Genomic DNA, 16,723 nt, shown 5'->3' on the forward strand with positions numbered 1-16,723 from the left:
CTGAAGCTATGCATACTTGGATAAAGATTTTAAGCTTCATTTTGCTCTGCTTAGTCTATTACTGGATAGGTTATGAATTGGAAAGATCTCAATTCTGGTTACTCTTTTTCTCGTATACGTTAGCCTTTGGTCTTTCCTTCTATCTCTACAGAAGTGGGATAAGACTAAGCTATATGATTTTATTAAGTTTTCTATTGAAGTTCATTTTCCTCTTTTCAATCCCGGAATTATCTCAGGATTTCTATAGATTCATTTGGGATGGAATGCTCAACAACCAGGGTATCAATCCTTATTTACATCTGCCTAAAGAACTTATGGAAAGCCATACAATCGAGAAGGAAGACTTTCAAAGACTTCTTTATGATAGAATGGGAGAGCTAAACGCATCAAATTACTCTACTTATCCGCCTATTGCACAAATGGTTTACACATTAAGTTATGCTATAGGACAGTCCAATCTTCTCCTAAATATTATTGTCCTAAGACTTTTTAATATCGCTGCAGAAATTGGCATCGTTTTGTTTGGACTTAAGCTATTAGCGCATTTGAAGTTACCCAAATCTCAAATTTTATTTTTTATTCTCAATCCTTTGGTGATTTTAGAATCCACATTCAATTTGCATTTTGAAGTGGTGATGTTATTTTTTCTGGCTTTAAGTTTTTACTATCTATATACTTCAAAAGTATATTTATCGGCTCTGGGGCTTGCAGGAGCCATCGCTTCTAAAATGCTTCCACTGATGTTTCTTCCGCTTCTTTTCCCTTATTTCAATAAGAAGTTGAAGGTTTTTAATCGGGAACAAATTTTAAATTATCTGAAATATATAGCCATACTGGTGATCTGCCTTATCATTACTTATAGCTTTTTCTGGACTCCTGAAATCCTTTCCAAAAGCTTTAAGACCTTGAGCTTATATTTTACTTCTTTTGAATTTAATGCAAGTATCTATTACGCATTGAGAGGGATTGGCTATTGGTGGACGGGTTATAATCAAATTGAAATTATTGGAACCTCATTAACCATAGTAACTCTACTCATGATACTTTTTCTTTGCTTTATACATAAAAGAATTGATCTCCAAAAACTAATGAATTATATGCTTTTTGCAGCAACTGCTTACTATTTACTGTCAACAACTGTACACCCCTGGTATCTCATGTTGCCCTTGTTTTTAAGCCTTTTTACAACATATAAATATATGCTAATCTGGAGTTGGCTGGTATTTTTAAGTTACTCAGGCTATAAAATACATGGAGTGGAAGAAAATCATCTATTGATCACAATAGAATATGTAGTTGTTATTGGTGTGATGTTTTTAGAGTTCAGGAAAAGAGATAAAGTCAACTACTTGGAAGTTTGAGCTTTCTTAGATTTCAAAATAAAAATTCCGAAAGCGATTGCAAACAAAATCAATATATAAATATGATCGTCTATTGGAGTGGGAATATCACTGACATTACCTCCTGGACCTCCTGGATTGGGTGGTTGAGCGATTGCTGCAACCGCACCTAACAGGAAAAAAAGTATAGATAAGATTGATTTTTTTATTCTCATAAATGCACTCTGGTAGAGTTCAATTAATTAGCAAATTTAAGTCATTGAAATTTAGCAACTCTGTTTTTCTGAAAAAAATTTAAACTAAAGCAACTAAACGATATAATTTCATGTATCTACGGCATATACATCAGAATGGTTTAAATTGAAATTAGTTATTTTTGTTTAAAAGTTAATTATGAAATACTATATCCTCGCCTTTCTGTTTTTGAATATCAACTTCAAATCAATTGCTCAAGATAACAATAAAATTGAAATTATTGCAATTATCGAGATACTAAATGATAGTTATGCGGTTATTGATACAGATACAATCCCATTAAATTCTACACTAAAAAAAGTAAGTCAACTTTTCAATGAATCTAATCTCAAGCAGAATGATATTCCTAGTATTACTTTAGTTGTAAATCCTTCTGTTTCCGAAAATAGTATAGAAAATATCAAATACCAGATCAGGTCTACTCCTATTCAGCTAATCAACCTTCAGCGAAAGATAATTACCAATTACGATGGTATTGAGATCAATCAAAATGTATTGGATCAATACAATTCTCTTATATCCTATTGGAATGATTTGCAGCCCGAAGACAGATTTTACAGAGATAACGACTTAAAATTTGTTGAATCTGTAGCTTTAAACATGACTATGGACCAACGCATCAGAAACGAAAAACTACCAGGCTATTTGCCTTTTGTGAAAGAGGAATCAAAAACCTCACATTTATCTATGCTTGATGAAGATCCAAGGCAAGCTTACATTTATGTATATAAAAATGACACCTTGGATAAAGACACAGCTCACAGTAATTATAACGACATTCCCTATGTTCTAAAAAGGAGAATCCTCAACGAAGAAAATGTTAATGTAATTGAACTTATTGAAGATTAATTACCCTTTAATCTAGTCCATAGCTCAGAGAAAAGTTCTTTGGCATCTCCCCTGTTTTTAGGTTCTTCTGTGATATTTAACTGATTCCCATTTACCTCTTCTAATTTATAGGTAAACGCAAATCGTTTAGATCTTGGATTTAGACTCAATAGTCCAAACCGGAGGTCATTCAGAAATAAATCGCCTTCATTTTCAGAAATAGTATACCAACCCTGAGTTACATTAATCAACCTTTCTAAGTTTTCATACTCACGTAAATGATCAATTTTTTCATGACGTTTAGGATAAACTCTAAACTCAATAGATTTTGTATCAAAAATAGAATATTCACCTATAAGAAAGTTGTTTTCGGTTTTTACGTTGGCTGACCAAAGTAAAGTATTGAATGGAGTTGGTTTAGTTTCTATTTTGGAATATGAAATGTTTTGATTTTGAAGGGCGTCCTCAAATTTTGAAAACGTAATGCCTTTCATGACTAAAGTGACCAGCAAATAACTTGTACTTAAAATTAAGCCCAATCTGTTAAGCTTCATTCGCTTTACTGAAGTTCTATTCAATCGAGAGGCGGCAATAAGACACACTAAAAACGGAAGTGTATACAAAGGATCTATCACAAAAACTGACTTAAAGGCAATTCTGAGATCCAAAGGCCAGAATAATTGCGTACCCCAAGTGGTGAAGCAATCCAAAAGCGGATGCGTAAACAAGCCCCAGAACATAAGTAAGGACCAACCTTTCCAAGTGGCCTGGCTATGGATTTTGGAAATGATAAATCCAAAAATTGGTGCTGCCAAAAGTGAAAAGACCAAGGAGTGAGAAAATCCTCTATGTATTTCCAGCGCCGTGACTGTATCGTAAAAGTTGCCTACAAAAACGTCCAAGTCCGGTATGGTGCCAGCTATAGCCCCATAAACCATGGCTTTATTACCAACCTTTCGCCCAAGAACAACTTCTCCAACCGCAGCTCCAAGAACTATTTGCGTAAGAGAATCCACTAGGCCGTCACAAATTGTATGGTTTCTTTATGCAATTGTTTTAATAAAACGGTTTTGTCTTGTTCGATGCGTTGTATCGCCACATCATCATAATGCCTTATTGTGAAAAGGGATACTCCCTTTTGGTGATCAACTTTAAATTTGGCTTTGAGAATCTCAATCAATTTATCTACGTTTTTGAATTTGTTATCCACACAAACTGAAAAACTAATCGCCGAGTTCTGAATCAAGTCCACCTTAATTTGATGTTTATGAAACAAGGCAAAGACTTCACTTATATTTTCTTCCACAAAGAATGAAAAATCCAAAGTGGATAGTGATAAGAACACTAAATCTTTTTTAACGATATAACAGGGTAATAACGGATTGAGCAATTTGCCCTTCCCGACTTTAGTACCTTGGTCTTTTGGATTGTAAAAAGACTTTACAAAAAGTGGAATTTCTTTCTGCTGTAGAGGTTGCAAAGTTTTAGGGTGAATGACAGAAGCTCCGTAGAAAGCTAGTTCAATCGCCTCTTCGTAAGAAATTTGCTCTAAAAGACTGGTGTCATCAAAAACATTTGGATCACCATTTAGAACACCGGGGACATCTTTCCAAATGGTCACATTCTCAGCATTGAGGCAGTAAGCGAAAATTCCTGCAGTATAATCGGATCCTTCACGACCTAAAGTAGTAGTAAAATTATTGGAATCAGAACCTATAAATCCCTGAGTGATGCTTAACTCATCTTCGTTAATATGATTCAATATTTTTTGCTGAGTATTTTCCCAGTTGACGTCTGCATCTCTGTAAGTACTATCGGTATCAATTAGATTTCTGCAATCGTGCCAGACATTTTCAATGCCTACAGATTTCAGGTAATAACTCACAATACTTGTACTTATCAATTCTCCAAATCCAACCACTTGATCGTAAACAAAATCATAGTTAGGTGATTTATTTCTATCGAAAAAGATTGAGAGCTCATCAAAAAAATAATTGGTCTTAGTATAAGCAGGATGTGAAATCGATTCAAAGAGGTCCTCCAATATATCGTAGTGATCCTGTTTCAAAGACGATATAGCTTCAGGCAATTCTTTGCTTTTCTCAAAATATAATGAAATAATATGCTCCAGCTTATTGGTTGTCTTACCCATTGCTGAAATAACAACAACTTTTTGTTTTGGATTTGTAGTTTCCAGAACTTTCGCCACATTTCTTACTCCCTTTGCATCTTTCACAGAAGCGCCTCCAAACTTATATACTTGCATTTTTACGCTTATTAATTTAAATTATTGATTTGATCTTCTCCTAATTGAACAGTTCTCCATTCCTTAAAAACCGTTGCTCCATACTTTTCATAAAAGTCAATAGCATTGGTATTCCAGTCGAGAACCACCCATTCCACTCGCTTTATTTTTCGGGTTTTGGCATACATAATTACAGATTCGAATAAAGCTTTACCCAACGATTTACCACGCATAGGTTTTGTAACGATGAGATCTTCCAAATGAACGGTTTCTCCCTTCCAGGTAGAAAATCTTGAATAGAATAAAGCCATACCCATGACTTTAGAATCTACTTCTGCAACGAAACATTTATAAATAGCTTCCTCACCAAATCCATAACGGTACAAATCCTCTAGAGTAACCTGTACAGCGTCGGGTTCATTTTCGTAAACTGCCAGTTCCTGGATGAGTTCCAGCATATCTTCCAAGTCCTCTGATGTTGCAAATCTGATTTTAAAATCCATAACTCAGTATTTTGGAGTAAAAATAATCAAGTAGTAACAATAATGACGGTATTTGACAACCACTTTACGATTTTTTCTATTTTTGCCAAAACTACAACGTTTTCGTTATGAGAAATACCAATCAAACTCTAGGTGAGTTTATTATTGAAAATCAAAAATCCTTTAAATATACCTCTGGCGAACTTTCCAGACTGATCAACTCCATAAGACTAGCTGCCAAAGTGGTCAACCATGAAGTCAACAAAGCTGGGCTTGTAGATATAGTCGGAGATTACGGTGGTAAAAACGTTCAGGGTGAAGACCAAAAAAAGCTGGATGTTTATGCGAACGAAACCTTTATACAAACCCTCATCAATCGAGAAATTGTTTGTGGAATCGCTTCAGAAGAAAATGATAATTATATCACTATACAGGGAAATAACAAAGATCACAAGAACAAATATGTCGTATTAATGGACCCTCTGGATGGGAGTTCAAATATAGACGTCAATGTTTCTGTGGGAACCATTTTTTCAATTTATCGAAGGGTGACGCCTGTAGGTCAACCTGTAGAAATGGAAGATTTTTTGCAACCTGGCAACCAACAAGTCGCCGCAGGCTATATCATTTACGGAACGTCTACTATGCTGGTTTACACGACTGGTCATGGCGTCAATGGGTTTACACTCAACCCTGCAATAGGTACCTATTATTTATCACATCCGGATATGAAATTTCCTGATGATGGGAGAATATATTCGATCAATGAAGGAAATTACATTCACTTTCCGCAGGGAGTAAAAGACTATATTAAATACTGTCAAAACCAGCGTGATGAGGATCCTTACACTTCAAGGTATATCGGTTCTTTGGTGTCCGATTTTCACAGAAACATGATTAAAGGAGGAATTTATATGTATCCAAAAAGCTCAAGTGCAGAGAAAGGAAAATTGAGGTTACTTTATGAGTGTAATCCTATCGCATTTATTGCAGAACAGGCCAATGGAAAGGCTTCTGACGGGTTCCAGAGAATTATGGACATCAAGCCAACAGAGCTACATGAACGAGTACCTTTCTTTTGTGGGAGCAAAAAAATGGTTGAACAAGCTGAATCCTTTATGAAAGCAGCTCATCCAACTCAATAGATTATAATGCTTTAGTAATCTTCAGATTCTATGTAATGAAGGTAAAGGTCAAATGAAAAATTATTTGAAAATAATTTCTTAGACTTTTCTAAAATAGCCTCTGCTTGTTCATCAGAATAGCCAAGTCCTACTGCGTACTTAGAAATCAGGAATTCTTCAGCTTCGTCCATTACATTATCAACGTAAATAATGCGAAGAAGATCGAATAAGAATTCCAGGCGTTGGTTTTTAGAATTGATGGCATGAACAGGAAATGAAGCCGGGTTTTCTAATATTCGTTCGTAATCTTCTTTGGACACATCAAATTTCTTTGAAAAACGTTTTAAGAGTTTTTCTTCTATGGGCTTGATGTCACCATCGATGGCTGCAAGGTTGACAAGATTTGCGAAATGATTTAATTTCGTTGAGTTCCTTATGTTTTCGTAAAAATCTTCTTTGGACATTTTCTAATTGTTTATAATTATAAATATAATATTAATTTCGCGAGAAAATTCTGGATACATTCATTTTTGTAATTTGCATAAATATGAAGAAAAAAATTATTGGCAGGCTGGATAAGGCTAACTTTCCTGAGTTAAATCTGAAAGACATTTCTATCAAAATTGACACAGGCGCTTATACATCTTCTATCCACTGCGAAAATATCGAAGAAAAAGGAGATGGTTTACATTGCATTTTTCTAGACCAAGAACATCCAGAATACGATCATAAAGCCTTTGTCTTCAAAACTTATAATAAGATAAGAGTAAAGAGTAGCAACGGTATTGCCCAAAGTAGATATGAAATAAAGTCTAGCATTGAAATTTTTGGTAAAGTTTATAAAATTTCACTTTCTTTGAGCAATAGAAAAGAAATGAAACACCCGGTTCTTCTAGGCCGTAAATTTTTAAATAAAAAATTTATTGTAGACCCAGAATTACAAAATCTATCTCATAACACTCATCACCATGAACATTAAAATTTTATCGAGAAATCCAAATCTCTATTCTACAAAACGCCTAGTTGAAGCTGCTAAAAAAAGAAAGCATGATGTACAAGTTATTGATCCACTTAAATGTGACTTGGTAATTGAAAAGCGTAACCCCAACATTTACTACAAAGGTGAATACATTCTAGACACAGATGCTATTATACCTCGTATTGGTGCTTCTGTAACCTTTTATGGTACTGCAGTGGTAAGACAGTTTGAAATGATGGGAGCATTTAGTACCATAGACTCCGAAGCTTTGGTAAGAAGTAGAGATAAATTAAGAAGCTTGCAAGTGCTTTCCAGAGCTAAAATTGGATTGCCTAAAACAGTTTTCACCAACTACTCCAGAGATGTAAATGGTGTCATACAACAAGTTGGTGGAACCCCCTTAGTCATTAAACTTTTGGAAGGAACTCAGGGATTGGGAGTTGTGTTGGCAGAAACAAAAAATGCTGCAAAATCAGTTATTGAAGCGTTTAATGGATTGCAGGCAAGAGTCATTGTACAGGAATTTATCAAGGAAGCTAAAGGTGCAGATATACGTGTTTTCGTAGTTGATGGGCATGTAGTTGGAGCGATGAAGAGACAAGGAAAAGAAGGAGAATTCCGTTCAAATTTACACCAAGGTGGATCTGCCGAAGTTATTGAACTTTCTGACGAAGAGGAAATAGCCGCTATAAAAGCTGCAAAAGCCATGCGACTTGGTGTTGCAGGTGTTGACCTTCTACAAAGTTCCAGAGGTCCATTAATTTTGGAAGTTAACTCTTCACCAGGTCTTGAGGGTATTGAAAAAGCTACTGGAAAAGACATTGCCAGAAGCATTATTCAATACATAGAAAAAAATGTCTAATGCCTCATATAGATTCTAAAAATGTCCTTCACATCTTGGACAGGAAAGTCTATCCTGGTGAAAAAGCAAGAATAAATTTCAATACAGCCAAGCTCTACACGACTACTTCTGTGGAAGTTCCTGTGATTATACAGCGAGCAAAAAAATCTGGTCCTGTTCTACTCATAACGGCAGGTATCCATGGAGATGAAGTGAATGGAGTGGAAACCGTAAGACAATTTATTTCCAAAGGGATCAACAAGCCAACAAGAGGAACTGTTATTTGCGTGCCAGTGTTAAATGTATTTGGATTTCTCAACATGACCCGTGAGTTTCCAGATGGAAGAGATCTTAACAGAATGTTTCCCGGATCCAAAACGGGCGCTTTGGCCAGTAGATTTGCTTACCAATTTGCTTCTGAAATATTACCCGCTGCAGACTACTGCTTCGACTTCCATACAGGTGGTGCAAGCCGGTTTAACGCCGCGCAAATTCGAATCGATAAAACAGATGAAAGGGGGGAAGAGTTGGCTAAAGTCTTCAATGCGCCATTTACTGTTTATTCTTCAACAATTAAAAATTCATACAGGATGACTTGTGTGAAACACGGGAAAACAGTCTTATTGTTTGAGGGAGGTAAATCTAAAGACAACAATAAAGAGATTTCAAAACATGGGGTGGATGGGTTAAAACGCATTATGAAGCATTTTGATATGCTAAAATCAAATTTTGAAGTTGAAGATCCCGAAGAAGATACCAAATTTATATCCAGCACATACTGGATGAGAGCAAAATACAGTGGATTGCTTCATATTAAGATTCCAATTGGTAAACTCGTTGAAAAAGGTGAATTTATTGCTACAATTACAGATCCTTACGGGAGCTTCAGGCATAAAGTAAAAGCCAGTAATAACGGGTATATTATCAATGCTAACCAATCTCCTATCGTTTATCAGGGAGACGCTATTTTCCACATTTCCAAGGAAATTAAAAATGAATAAAGGGGACCTAAGAAAAAAATATATCAATTTCAGAAAAAAACTTTCTCTTTCTGAAGTAGACGATATGAGCCTTAAAATAGCGAATCAGGCTTTACAGCTGGATATTTGGGATTTTGAATTTTACCACTTATTCCTAAGTATTTCCAAGCAAAAAGAAATAAATACGGAATACCTATTACAAATCATTTTTGGCAAAGATGCCAATGCTGTCGTACCTAAAGTAAGGGGAGAAATTCTCGAGCATTTTTTACTCACAGACACTACAAAACTGAGACTGAGTAAATGGGATATTCCTGAACCTGTAAATGGAATTAAAATTGAACCCAGTCAAATTGACGTTGTATTTTTACCATTATTGGCCTACGATAAACAAGGCCATAGAATTGGATACGGTAAAGGTTTTTATGACAAGTTTCTTTCGAACTGCCGGCCTGAAAGTTTAAAAATTGGCTTGTCTTTTTTTGAACCTGAAGCAGAAGACATAGAAGTTTCAGACCACGACATAGCACTTGACTATTGCATCACACCAGAAAGTATACACAAATTCAAATCAAACTAATCACACCCACATTGACCAGAGCCGCAAGCTGTGCTTTTACTTTTTGACTTGAAAAAGAATTTCTTTACCAGATAGCTCACCGCCAATAAAAATATAATAAGTACAAATATCTCCTGTAACATAGTTTTATTTTAAAATTTGAAAAGCAATTAAAGCGACCACATAAGCAAAGCCGGACATACCAAACAGTTGTATCATAGGCCATTTCCAGGTTCCCGTCTCCCTTTTCACAATAGCCAAAGTACTCATGCACTGCATGGCAAAGGCGTAAAACAACAACAAGCTAATTCCACTTGCAAAAGTAAATAATGGTCCACCAAGTATAGGATTGGTTTCTGCAGCCATTCGACTTTTTATGGTTTGCTCATCTTCATTCCCAACACTGTAAATAGTCGCTAGAGTTCCTACAAAAACTTCCCGTGCTGCAAATGAACTTATAATCGCTATGCCAATTTTCCAGTCGTAGCCAAGAGGAGTTACAGCGGGCTCTATGGCTCTACCGGCATATCCAATGTAAGAATTCTTGAGCTTGTAAGAGGAAATTTCTGTTTCTAGCTCTTGTGCTGTCATTTCTGAATGATCGATTGTAGAGGTTACGATTTCCTCCGCATTATCGAATCTATCTGTAGGACCATAACTGGCCAAGACCCAAAGTATAATAGAAATGGCTAAAATTATTTTTCCAGCTCCAAACACGAAAGATTTAGTCTTTTCAACTACTGTAAATGCCACATTTTTAAAAATCGGTAGTTTGTAATTTGGCATTTCTACCACAAAATAAGATTTGAAATCTACCTTAAGCATCTTGCTCGCTAACCAGCCTGAAGCAACTGCAGTCACAAAACCAAGTAAATAAAGAAGCATCAACGTAATAGCTTGATAATTGAAAATACCCAGCCAGCGCTCATCTGGAATCACCAGACTGATGATAATTAAGTACACAGGAAGTCTTGCAGAACAGGTGGTAAAGGGAACGACCAAAATTGTAACCAGCCTTTCTTTCCAACTTTCAATATTTCTTGCTGCCATCACAGCGGGGATAGCACAGGCCGTACCAGAAACCAGAGGCACAACACTTTTCCCACTCATTCCAAATTTTCGCATGATTCGATCCATAAGGAAAACGACTCGACTCATGTATCCAGTCTCTTCCAGAATAGATATGAATAAGAACAAAAAGGCAATCTGAGGAACAAAAATGACAATTCCACCAATACCTGGAATAATACCTTCAGCAATGAGTTCGGTAAGCATTCCCGCTGGCAAATTTTGTTTTACAAATTCACTCAAAAAGAGAAAGCTCTCATCAATTAAGTCCATAGGATAAGTGGACCAGTCATAAATCGTTTGGAAAATCAAGAATAAAATTGCCAAAAAGATAACATACCCCCAGACTTTATGAATCATCAATCGATCAATTTTCGCCCTGAGTCCTGTTGCCAAAGCCAAATCCTTGGTTAAGGTTTCCTTTAGCGTATTATTGATAAACTGATACCTCTTGATGGTCTCCTTTTGCTGAAGTCGTTTTATTTCTGAATCTGATTTCGGTTTAAAGCCGCTTTCAGATGGAATCCTTTTTCTGTTGGTTTTACCAAAGTTCACATCCTGAGTGATTACCAACCATAATTTATAAAGATCTTGGTTAGGATATGCCTTTCTTAAAGAATCAAAATAGTCTTTATCTATTGCTGAAGCGTCCAAACAAGGATTCAAAGAAATTTTATTATAATCTATTATGGATTGTTTTAGACTATCAAATCCCTTATTTTTTTTCGCACTGATTAAATTGACTTTAGTATTCAGGCGCTTTTCGAGAAGGTCGATATCAAGTTCAATTCCTTTTCTATCCATCCGGTCAGCCATATTTATAGCCAAAATGGTTGGTAATCCAAGGTCTTTAATTTGTGTAAATAAGAGGAGATTTCTTTTTAAGTTTTCAATATCACTAACGACGACCACAACATCTGGATAATCTTTATCATTTTTATTCAGCAGTAATTCGACAACCACATTTTCATCCATAGAAGTCGCATTAAGGCTGTAGGTTCCTGGTAGGTCCATAATGTGGGCTTTCAAATTTCTTGAAAGCTTAATTATAGCTTCTTTTTTTTCTACAGTGATTCCCGGATAATTACCAACCTTCTGGTTTAATCCTGTAAGATTATTAAAAACTGAAGTCTTGCCTGTATTCGGATTGCCAACTAAAGCAACATTTATTTGTTTACTCATCCTCAATAAGTTCTACGTTGATGAGCTTGGCAGTCTCTTTTCTTATCGATAAGTAAGTATCATTGACATTGAGATAAAGCGGATCTTTAAATGGTGCGATCTGTATAAGTTCTACATGATTTCCTGGCAAACACCCCATCTCCAAAAGCTTAAGAGGAATATCCTGAGAGGTCATTTCTCCTATAATAGCTTTCTGTCCCTTCTTTAAATTGGCTACAGTCATCATCTATTTAGATTAATTTTAAACAAAAGTAAGAAGCTTTTACGTAAATCTGGAGTAATATAGAAATATTTAAAATTCACTCAACAAACCTGAATAAAATGAGATTGTATTTTTCAAAAGCTATTGTAAAGCCTTAAGGAAAAAATTACCTTTGCCGCTTACTAAAACAATTGATAATGCTGACAAAAAACGTAGTTGAGCTTCTGGAAAGTGATCATATTTTACAGGAATATAAAGTAAACGGATGGGTAAGAGCGTTTAGAAGTAATCGCTTTATCGCTTTAAATGATGGGTCCTGCCTGGATAATTTGCAGTGTATTGTAGATTTTGAAAACACTGACGAAGAAATTTTGAAAAGCATAACTACTGGAGCTTCTATTTCGGTTACCGGGACATTAAAGGAAAGTGAAGGAAAAGGTCAGCGTGTTGAACTTGATGTCAAATCAATTGAAATTTTAGGAAAAGCAGATCCTGAAGATGTAAAGAAAACAATACTTCAGCCAAAAAAACACTCTTTGGAAAAACTAAGAGAGCAAGCTCATCTCAGAGTACGGACCAACACCTTTGGAGCTGTCATGAGAGTAAGGTCAAAACTGGCTTTTGCGGTTCATCAATATTTTAATGAAAACGGATTCTATTACGTCAACACTCCAATTGTAACAGGAAGTGATGCTGAAGGCGCTGGTGAAATGTTTAAAGTTACGAGTTTAAACCTTAAGGACATTCCAAAAAATGATGCAGGTGAGATTGATTTCTCCAAAGATTTCTTCGGAAAGGAAACCAACCTGACGGTAAGTGGACAACTTGAAGCCGAAACTTATGCACTCGGACTTGGAAAGGTGTATACGTTTGGACCCACCTTCAGAGCAGAAAACTCCAATACTTCCAGACACCTTGCTGAATTCTGGATGATAGAACCAGAGATGGCATTTTGTGATTTGGAAGGAAATATCGATTTAGCTGAAGATTTTATTCAGTATGTGTTGAATTATATTTCAAAACATTGTCAGGCTGATTTAGAGTTTTTAGAGAACAGACTTCTTCAAGAAGAAAAGTCTAAACCAGAAAAGGATAGATCTCCAATGCCACTTAGAGAGAAGATTGATTTTGTATTAAAAAACAATTTTAAAAGAGTCTCTTATACAGAAGCTGTTGAAATCTTGAGAAATTCAAAACCAAATAAGAAGAAGAAATTTAACTACATTATTGAAGAATGGGGCGCTGACTTACAAAGCGAACACGAGCGGTATTTGGTTGAAAAACACTTTGGTTGTCCAGTTGTTCTTTACGATTATCCAGCCGATATAAAAGCATTCTACATGCGCCTGAACGATGATGAAAAAACAGTAAGAGCAATGGATGTTCTCTTTCCAGGTATTGGAGAAATAGTAGGAGGTTCTCAAAGGGAAGAGCGTTATGATGTCTTACTTTCCAAAATGAAAGAAGGCGGTGTAGACGAAAAAGAGCTGTGGTGGTATCTGGAAACCAGAAAGCTTGGAACCTGTAAACATTCTGGCTTTGGTCTTGGGTTTGAACGTCTTGTGCTTTTTGCTACGGGAATGTCAAATATAAGAGACGTAATTCCTTATCCAAGAACTCCTCAAAATGCAGAATTTTAAATCCAAAACCTGCATCGAAACTCATGTAGTTGAAAACCTAAAAGAAAAAATACGCTTACAGGAGTATGGCTTAAATATTTTTCAATCTATTCAAAGTAAAAGTGCTCTTAAAAAAACACTTAAAAAAGAGCTCATCACTCTTGATGGACACATCGCTAATACCTCAAATTGGATTGAGAATGGACAGGTTTTAAAACTTTATGCTGAAGAAATTCAAGTAAAGAAAAAGATTTTCAATCTAAAACTTGAGGTTCTGTATGAAGACGAATTCCTGGCAGTTATTCACAAATTAGCCGGTTATCCAACCAATGGAAACTATTTCAAAACCATTGAGAATGCTTTACCGTTCAACCTAAAGGATAGTCTGGAAAAAGATAAACTTCCATTTCCGCAACCAGTCCACCGATTGGATAATCCTACCTCTGGGATTTTGTTGATTGCAAAAACACAATCCACAAAATCACTTTTATCGGTTCTTTTTGAAGATCATAAAATTCAGAAAAAATATTCAGCCATTGTAGAAGGATCTCTTGATCATGAGCAAGGCGAATTCAATAAAGACGTTGATGGAAAACGAAGCTTGACAAAATTTCAGGTTAAAAAAGTATTTCAAAAGGAAGGTAAAGTTTACAGCTTAATTGATATGTGGCCTGAAACAGGAAGAACTCATCAGCTCCGGATTCATCTTTCTTCGCAAGGAAGTCCTATCGTGGGAGACACTATTTATGGAGAGAAAAATAAAAAAGGGAGTCTCATCCTCCATGCTAGCTCACTGAAATTTGTTCATCCTAAAACTCAAAAAAGATTATTTATTGAAACTGAGTTACCACATAAATTCGTTAAATTTATTGATGGCTTGAAGTAAAATTTTAGATTTGATTAATGTAGAATTAATTGATCTAAAATAAAGTTCAGCATAAACCATTGACTCAGAACCATGCTAAAACAAAGGCTTAACCTTAAATTATCCCAAAAGTTATCACCGCAACAAATACAGTTGATGAAGTTGATACAGCTTCCTACTTTAGCTTTTGAACAAAGGGTAAAGCAGGAATATGAAGAAAATCCAGCTCTAGATGCTGGAAAAGAGAAAGATGAATTTGAGGACGAATTCAAAAATGAAACAGATGTAGATGAACGCGATGTTATTGAAACTGAATTTGATGTTGATGATTATTTAAGCGACGATGAAATCCCAAATTACAAGCTAAAAGCCAACAATTACAGTGCAGACGATGAAGACAAACAAGTGCCTTACGCCTCTGGAACTTCATTTTCACAATATTTAAAAACTCAGTTACAAACGTTTTCATTTAAAGGCGATCAGGAAGAAATTGCATTTTTTCTGGTAGGTAGCGTGGATGACAGTGGATACATTAGACGTTCATTGGTTGATATTGTTGATGATTTGGCTTTTACTCAAAATATATACACAGACGAGCAAACTGTCGAGAAAACATTAAAAATTGTACAATCTCTGGATCCGGCAGGGGTTGGTGCCAGAGACCTTAGAGAATGTTTACTTATTCAATTACAAAGAAAAGACAAGACGGAGAGTGTAGATTTAGCCTACAGGATTATTGATGAAGCTTTTGATAAATTCAGTAAAAAGCATTACGACAAACTGATTCAGAAATTCAGCATTACAGAAGAAAAACTGAAAAAGGCAGTTGAAGAAATAGAGCACCTTAATCCAAAGCCAGGTGCATCATACTCTGGCAACAGCAAATCAGTCGAACATGTTATTCCTGATTTTGCAATTCATATTAAAAATGGTGAATTGGAATTAACCTTAAACGGAAGGAATGCTCCAGAAATGCATATTTCCAGAGATTATTCCAATATGCTGAAAGGCTATAAAGAAGCTAAAACCAAAACTAAAGAACAGAAGGAGGCCGTTTTCTTTATCAAACAAAAATTAGATTCTGCTAAATGGTTTATTGACGCCATTAAACAAAGACAGGAAACTCTCTACTCGACGATGTATTCTATTATGATGCATCAGGAAGAATACTTCCTTTCTGGCGATGAGAGGTCTCTAAAGCCTATGATACTTAAGGATATTGCTGAAAAAATAGATATGGACATCAGTACTGTGTCTAGAGTAGCTAATAGTAAGTATGTTGAAACGCCTTATGGTACGTTTCTGATTAAAAGTTTTTTTTCGGAATCGATGAAGAATGAAGAAGGCGAGGATGTCTCGACTAGAGAAATCAAAAAGATTTTGGAAATGACGATTGAGTCTGAAAACAAGAAAAAACCGCATACAGATGCTAAATTAGCTCAAATACTAAAAGAAAAAGGCTATCCAATCGCGAGAAGGACCATAGCAAAATACAGAGAACAGTTGGATGTGCCTGTTGCAAGATTGAGAAAAGAAATATGAGGTTTGTAGAAAGAGGCTCAAAGTTACTCTCTGTCTTAGGACATCCACTATGGATGCCTGTAGTGGGTTGTTTATTTTATTTTTATGCCATCCCAAATTACTTGGACCAGCAAATTATAACCGCCAAACTCGTAGCAGTGGTTATCCTCACCATTTTCTTACCTATAGTATTTTTATTTATTGCAAAAAACCTGAGACTGATAAAGAACTACACCCTATCTGATGTGAGGGAAAGGCGTTTCTTTATTATGTTTTTTATACTATTAGTTCTCATTTTACTCAATAATATTCTGGACGTTTACAATTATCGAACGCTATTTTACTTCTTTTCTGGGATTCTCTTTTCAGGCATTATATCGCTCCTCTTCAGCATGTTTAGGGTGAAAATAAGTTTACATGCTTTGGGAATAAGTGGGCTTGTTTGTTTTATCATTGGTCTAAGCCTATCTTTCCAGGAACCTATGATATTTTCAATTAGCCTGTTTATTATTTTTCTTGGACTTGTAAGCTCATCCCGACTTTATGAGCGAGCACATACCTTTCCTGAAGTTTTAATAGGTATAGTAGCAGGAGTTTTACCTCAAATGTACTTTTTTAGTTACTGGGTTTAGG

18 protein-coding genes are annotated in these 16,723 nt (G+C 35.6%); 11 read left to right on the forward strand and 7 right to left on the reverse strand.

Features of this window, described 5'->3' with window-relative positions:
* The first annotated feature begins 8 nt into the window (after nt 1-8).
* The gene (locus tag LB452_RS12335; protein ID WP_224462043.1) at nt 9-1,361 is read left to right on the forward strand and encodes a glycosyltransferase ArnT-like protein; all 1,353 of its coding nucleotides are present in this window, start codon (nt 9-11) and stop codon (nt 1,359-1,361) included.
* On the opposite strand, the gene LB452_RS12340 is transcribed toward LB452_RS12335, so the two are convergent.
* Complete coding sequence (locus tag LB452_RS12340) at nt 1,346-1,555, reverse strand: hypothetical protein (RefSeq protein WP_224462044.1); 210 nt, start codon at nt 1,553-1,555, stop codon at nt 1,346-1,348. The two genes, LB452_RS12335 and LB452_RS12340, sit on opposite strands and share 16 nt — an antisense overlap.
* Nucleotides 1,556-1,733: 178 nt before the next feature.
* Here LB452_RS12340 and LB452_RS12345 point away from each other — a divergent pair, with 178 nt between their 5' ends.
* Nucleotides 1,734-2,444: a hypothetical protein gene (locus LB452_RS12345; protein ID WP_224462045.1), complete on the forward strand. Its 711-nt coding sequence runs from the start codon at nt 1,734-1,736 to the stop codon at nt 2,442-2,444.
* On the opposite strand, the gene LB452_RS12350 is transcribed toward LB452_RS12345, so the two are convergent.
* From LB452_RS12350 to LB452_RS12360, 3 genes are read right to left on the reverse strand one after another with little or no spacing between them, the layout of a single operon-like run.
* Nucleotides 2,441-3,439 (reverse strand): metal-dependent hydrolase, encoded by a 999-nt coding sequence (locus LB452_RS12350; RefSeq protein WP_224462046.1) that lies wholly within the window; start codon nt 3,437-3,439, stop codon nt 2,441-2,443. The genes LB452_RS12345 and LB452_RS12350 overlap by 4 nt on opposite strands.
* Entirely contained in the window at nt 3,439-4,689 is a 1,251-nt protein-coding gene (locus tag LB452_RS12355; RefSeq protein ID WP_224462047.1) for an aspartate kinase, read from the reverse strand. Before LB452_RS12355 ends, LB452_RS12350 begins: the two co-directional genes overlap by 1 nt.
* An 11-nt stretch (nt 4,690-4,700) precedes the next feature.
* Nucleotides 4,701-5,171, reverse strand: a complete 471-nt coding sequence (locus LB452_RS12360) for a GNAT family N-acetyltransferase (protein WP_224462048.1) — start codon at nt 5,169-5,171, stop codon at nt 4,701-4,703.
* 107 nt (nt 5,172-5,278) lie between these two features.
* On the opposite strand from LB452_RS12360, the gene fbp reads away from it, so the two are divergent.
* Nucleotides 5,279-6,295, forward strand: a complete 1,017-nt coding sequence (fbp, locus tag LB452_RS12365) for a class 1 fructose-bisphosphatase (protein ID WP_224462049.1) — start codon at nt 5,279-5,281, stop codon at nt 6,293-6,295.
* Between the two features lie 11 nt (nt 6,296-6,306).
* Here the strand turns inward: fbp and LB452_RS12370 are convergent, their stop codons facing one another.
* Nucleotides 6,307-6,738, reverse strand: coding sequence for a TerB family tellurite resistance protein (locus tag LB452_RS12370; RefSeq protein WP_224462050.1), 432 nt, complete (start codon nt 6,736-6,738; stop codon nt 6,307-6,309).
* An 83-nt stretch (nt 6,739-6,821) separates the two neighbouring features.
* Between LB452_RS12370 and LB452_RS12375 the strand changes: the two genes are divergently transcribed.
* The 4 genes from LB452_RS12375 to LB452_RS12390 are packed head-to-tail and all read left to right on the forward strand — an operon-like array spanning nt 6,822 to nt 9,654.
* Nucleotides 6,822-7,253, forward strand: a complete 432-nt coding sequence (locus tag LB452_RS12375) for an ATP-dependent zinc protease family protein (protein WP_224462051.1) — start codon at nt 6,822-6,824, stop codon at nt 7,251-7,253.
* A complete protein-coding gene (gene rimK / locus LB452_RS12380) occupies nt 7,243-8,115 on the forward strand; it encodes a 30S ribosomal protein S6--L-glutamate ligase (protein WP_224455200.1) in 873 nt (290 codons plus the stop codon). The genes LB452_RS12375 and rimK overlap by 11 nt, the downstream gene beginning before the upstream one ends.
* Nucleotides 8,115-9,095, forward strand: a complete 981-nt coding sequence (locus LB452_RS12385; RefSeq protein WP_224462052.1) for a succinylglutamate desuccinylase/aspartoacylase family protein — start codon at nt 8,115-8,117, stop codon at nt 9,093-9,095. The genes rimK and LB452_RS12385 overlap by 1 nt, the downstream gene beginning before the upstream one ends.
* Entirely contained in the window at nt 9,088-9,654 is a 567-nt protein-coding gene (locus LB452_RS12390; RefSeq protein ID WP_224462053.1) for a 5-formyltetrahydrofolate cyclo-ligase, read from the forward strand. Before LB452_RS12385 ends, LB452_RS12390 begins: the two co-directional genes overlap by 8 nt.
* A gap of 126 nt (nt 9,655-9,780) precedes the next feature.
* Here LB452_RS12390 and feoB read toward each other — a convergent pair whose 3' ends face one another.
* Both feoB and LB452_RS12405 read right to left on the reverse strand, forming a co-directional pair.
* Nucleotides 9,781-11,883 (reverse strand): ferrous iron transport protein B, encoded by a 2,103-nt coding sequence (gene feoB, locus LB452_RS12400; RefSeq protein ID WP_224462055.1) that lies wholly within the window; start codon nt 11,881-11,883, stop codon nt 9,781-9,783.
* On the reverse strand, nt 11,876-12,109 hold the full coding sequence (locus LB452_RS12405) for a FeoA family protein (RefSeq protein WP_224462056.1): 234 nt from the start codon (nt 12,107-12,109) through the stop codon (nt 11,876-11,878). The genes feoB and LB452_RS12405 overlap by 8 nt, the downstream gene beginning before the upstream one ends.
* A 173-nt stretch (nt 12,110-12,282) precedes the next feature.
* Between LB452_RS12405 and asnS the strand changes: the two genes are divergently transcribed.
* The 4 genes from asnS to LB452_RS12425 all read left to right on the forward strand — a co-directional run bounded on the left by asnS (nt 12,283) and on the right by LB452_RS12425 (nt 16,722).
* Nucleotides 12,283-13,725, forward strand: a complete 1,443-nt coding sequence (gene asnS / locus LB452_RS12410) for an asparagine--tRNA ligase (RefSeq protein ID WP_224462057.1) — start codon at nt 12,283-12,285, stop codon at nt 13,723-13,725.
* Complete coding sequence (locus tag LB452_RS12415; RefSeq protein WP_224462058.1) at nt 13,712-14,590, forward strand: RluA family pseudouridine synthase; 879 nt, start codon at nt 13,712-13,714, stop codon at nt 14,588-14,590. Before asnS ends, LB452_RS12415 begins: the two co-directional genes overlap by 14 nt.
* Before the next feature lie 72 nt (nt 14,591-14,662).
* Nucleotides 14,663-16,111 (forward strand): RNA polymerase factor sigma-54, encoded by a 1,449-nt coding sequence (gene rpoN, locus LB452_RS12420; RefSeq protein WP_224462059.1) that lies wholly within the window; start codon nt 14,663-14,665, stop codon nt 16,109-16,111.
* Nucleotides 16,108-16,722, forward strand: coding sequence for a hypothetical protein (locus LB452_RS12425; protein WP_224462060.1), 615 nt, complete (start codon nt 16,108-16,110; stop codon nt 16,720-16,722). Before rpoN ends, LB452_RS12425 begins: the two co-directional genes overlap by 4 nt.
* The last annotated feature ends 1 nt before the right edge of the window (nt 16,723 follow it).

The sequence above is a fragment of the Psychroflexus longus genome, from assembly GCF_020164595.1.
Taxonomy (GTDB): Bacteria; Bacteroidota; Bacteroidia; order Flavobacteriales; family Flavobacteriaceae; genus Psychroflexus; species Psychroflexus longus.

Bases quoted from the DNA above. Each gene is read 5' to 3' on its own strand.
- LB452_RS12340 (WP_224462044.1), bottom strand. From the start codon at position 1,555: ATGAGAATAAAAAAATCAATCTTATCTATACTTTTTTTCCTGTTAGGT.
- LB452_RS12375 (WP_224462051.1), top strand. From the start codon at position 6,822: ATGAAGAAAAAAATTATTGGCAGGCTGGATAAGGCTAACTTTCCTGAG.
- LB452_RS12355 (WP_224462047.1), bottom strand. From the start codon at position 4,689: ATGCAAGTATATAAGTTTGGAGGCGCTTCTGTGAAAGATGCAAAGGGA.
- LB452_RS12370 (WP_224462050.1), bottom strand. From the start codon at position 6,738: ATGTCCAAAGAAGATTTTTACGAAAACATAAGGAACTCAACGAAATTA.
- LB452_RS12415 (WP_224462058.1), top strand. From the start codon at position 13,712: ATGCAGAATTTTAAATCCAAAACCTGCATCGAAACTCATGTAGTTGAA.
- LB452_RS12425 (WP_224462060.1), top strand. From the start codon at position 16,108: ATGAGGTTTGTAGAAAGAGGCTCAAAGTTACTCTCTGTCTTAGGACAT.
- feoB (WP_224462055.1), bottom strand. From the start codon at position 11,883: ATGAGTAAACAAATAAATGTTGCTTTAGTTGGCAATCCGAATACAGGC.
- LB452_RS12405 (WP_224462056.1), bottom strand. From the start codon at position 12,109: ATGATGACTGTAGCCAATTTAAAGAAGGGACAGAAAGCTATTATAGGA.
- rpoN (WP_224462059.1), top strand. From the start codon at position 14,663: ATGCTAAAACAAAGGCTTAACCTTAAATTATCCCAAAAGTTATCACCG.
- LB452_RS12345 (WP_224462045.1), top strand. From the start codon at position 1,734: ATGAAATACTATATCCTCGCCTTTCTGTTTTTGAATATCAACTTCAAA.
- asnS (WP_224462057.1), top strand. From the start codon at position 12,283: ATGCTGACAAAAAACGTAGTTGAGCTTCTGGAAAGTGATCATATTTTA.
- LB452_RS12335 (WP_224462043.1), top strand. From the start codon at position 9: ATGCATACTTGGATAAAGATTTTAAGCTTCATTTTGCTCTGCTTAGTC.
- rimK (WP_224455200.1), top strand. From the start codon at position 7,243: ATGAACATTAAAATTTTATCGAGAAATCCAAATCTCTATTCTACAAAA.
- LB452_RS12390 (WP_224462053.1), top strand. From the start codon at position 9,088: ATGAATAAAGGGGACCTAAGAAAAAAATATATCAATTTCAGAAAAAAA.
- fbp (WP_224462049.1), top strand. From the start codon at position 5,279: ATGAGAAATACCAATCAAACTCTAGGTGAGTTTATTATTGAAAATCAA.
- LB452_RS12385 (WP_224462052.1), top strand. From the start codon at position 8,115: ATGCCTCATATAGATTCTAAAAATGTCCTTCACATCTTGGACAGGAAA.
- LB452_RS12360 (WP_224462048.1), bottom strand. From the start codon at position 5,171: ATGGATTTTAAAATCAGATTTGCAACATCAGAGGACTTGGAAGATATG.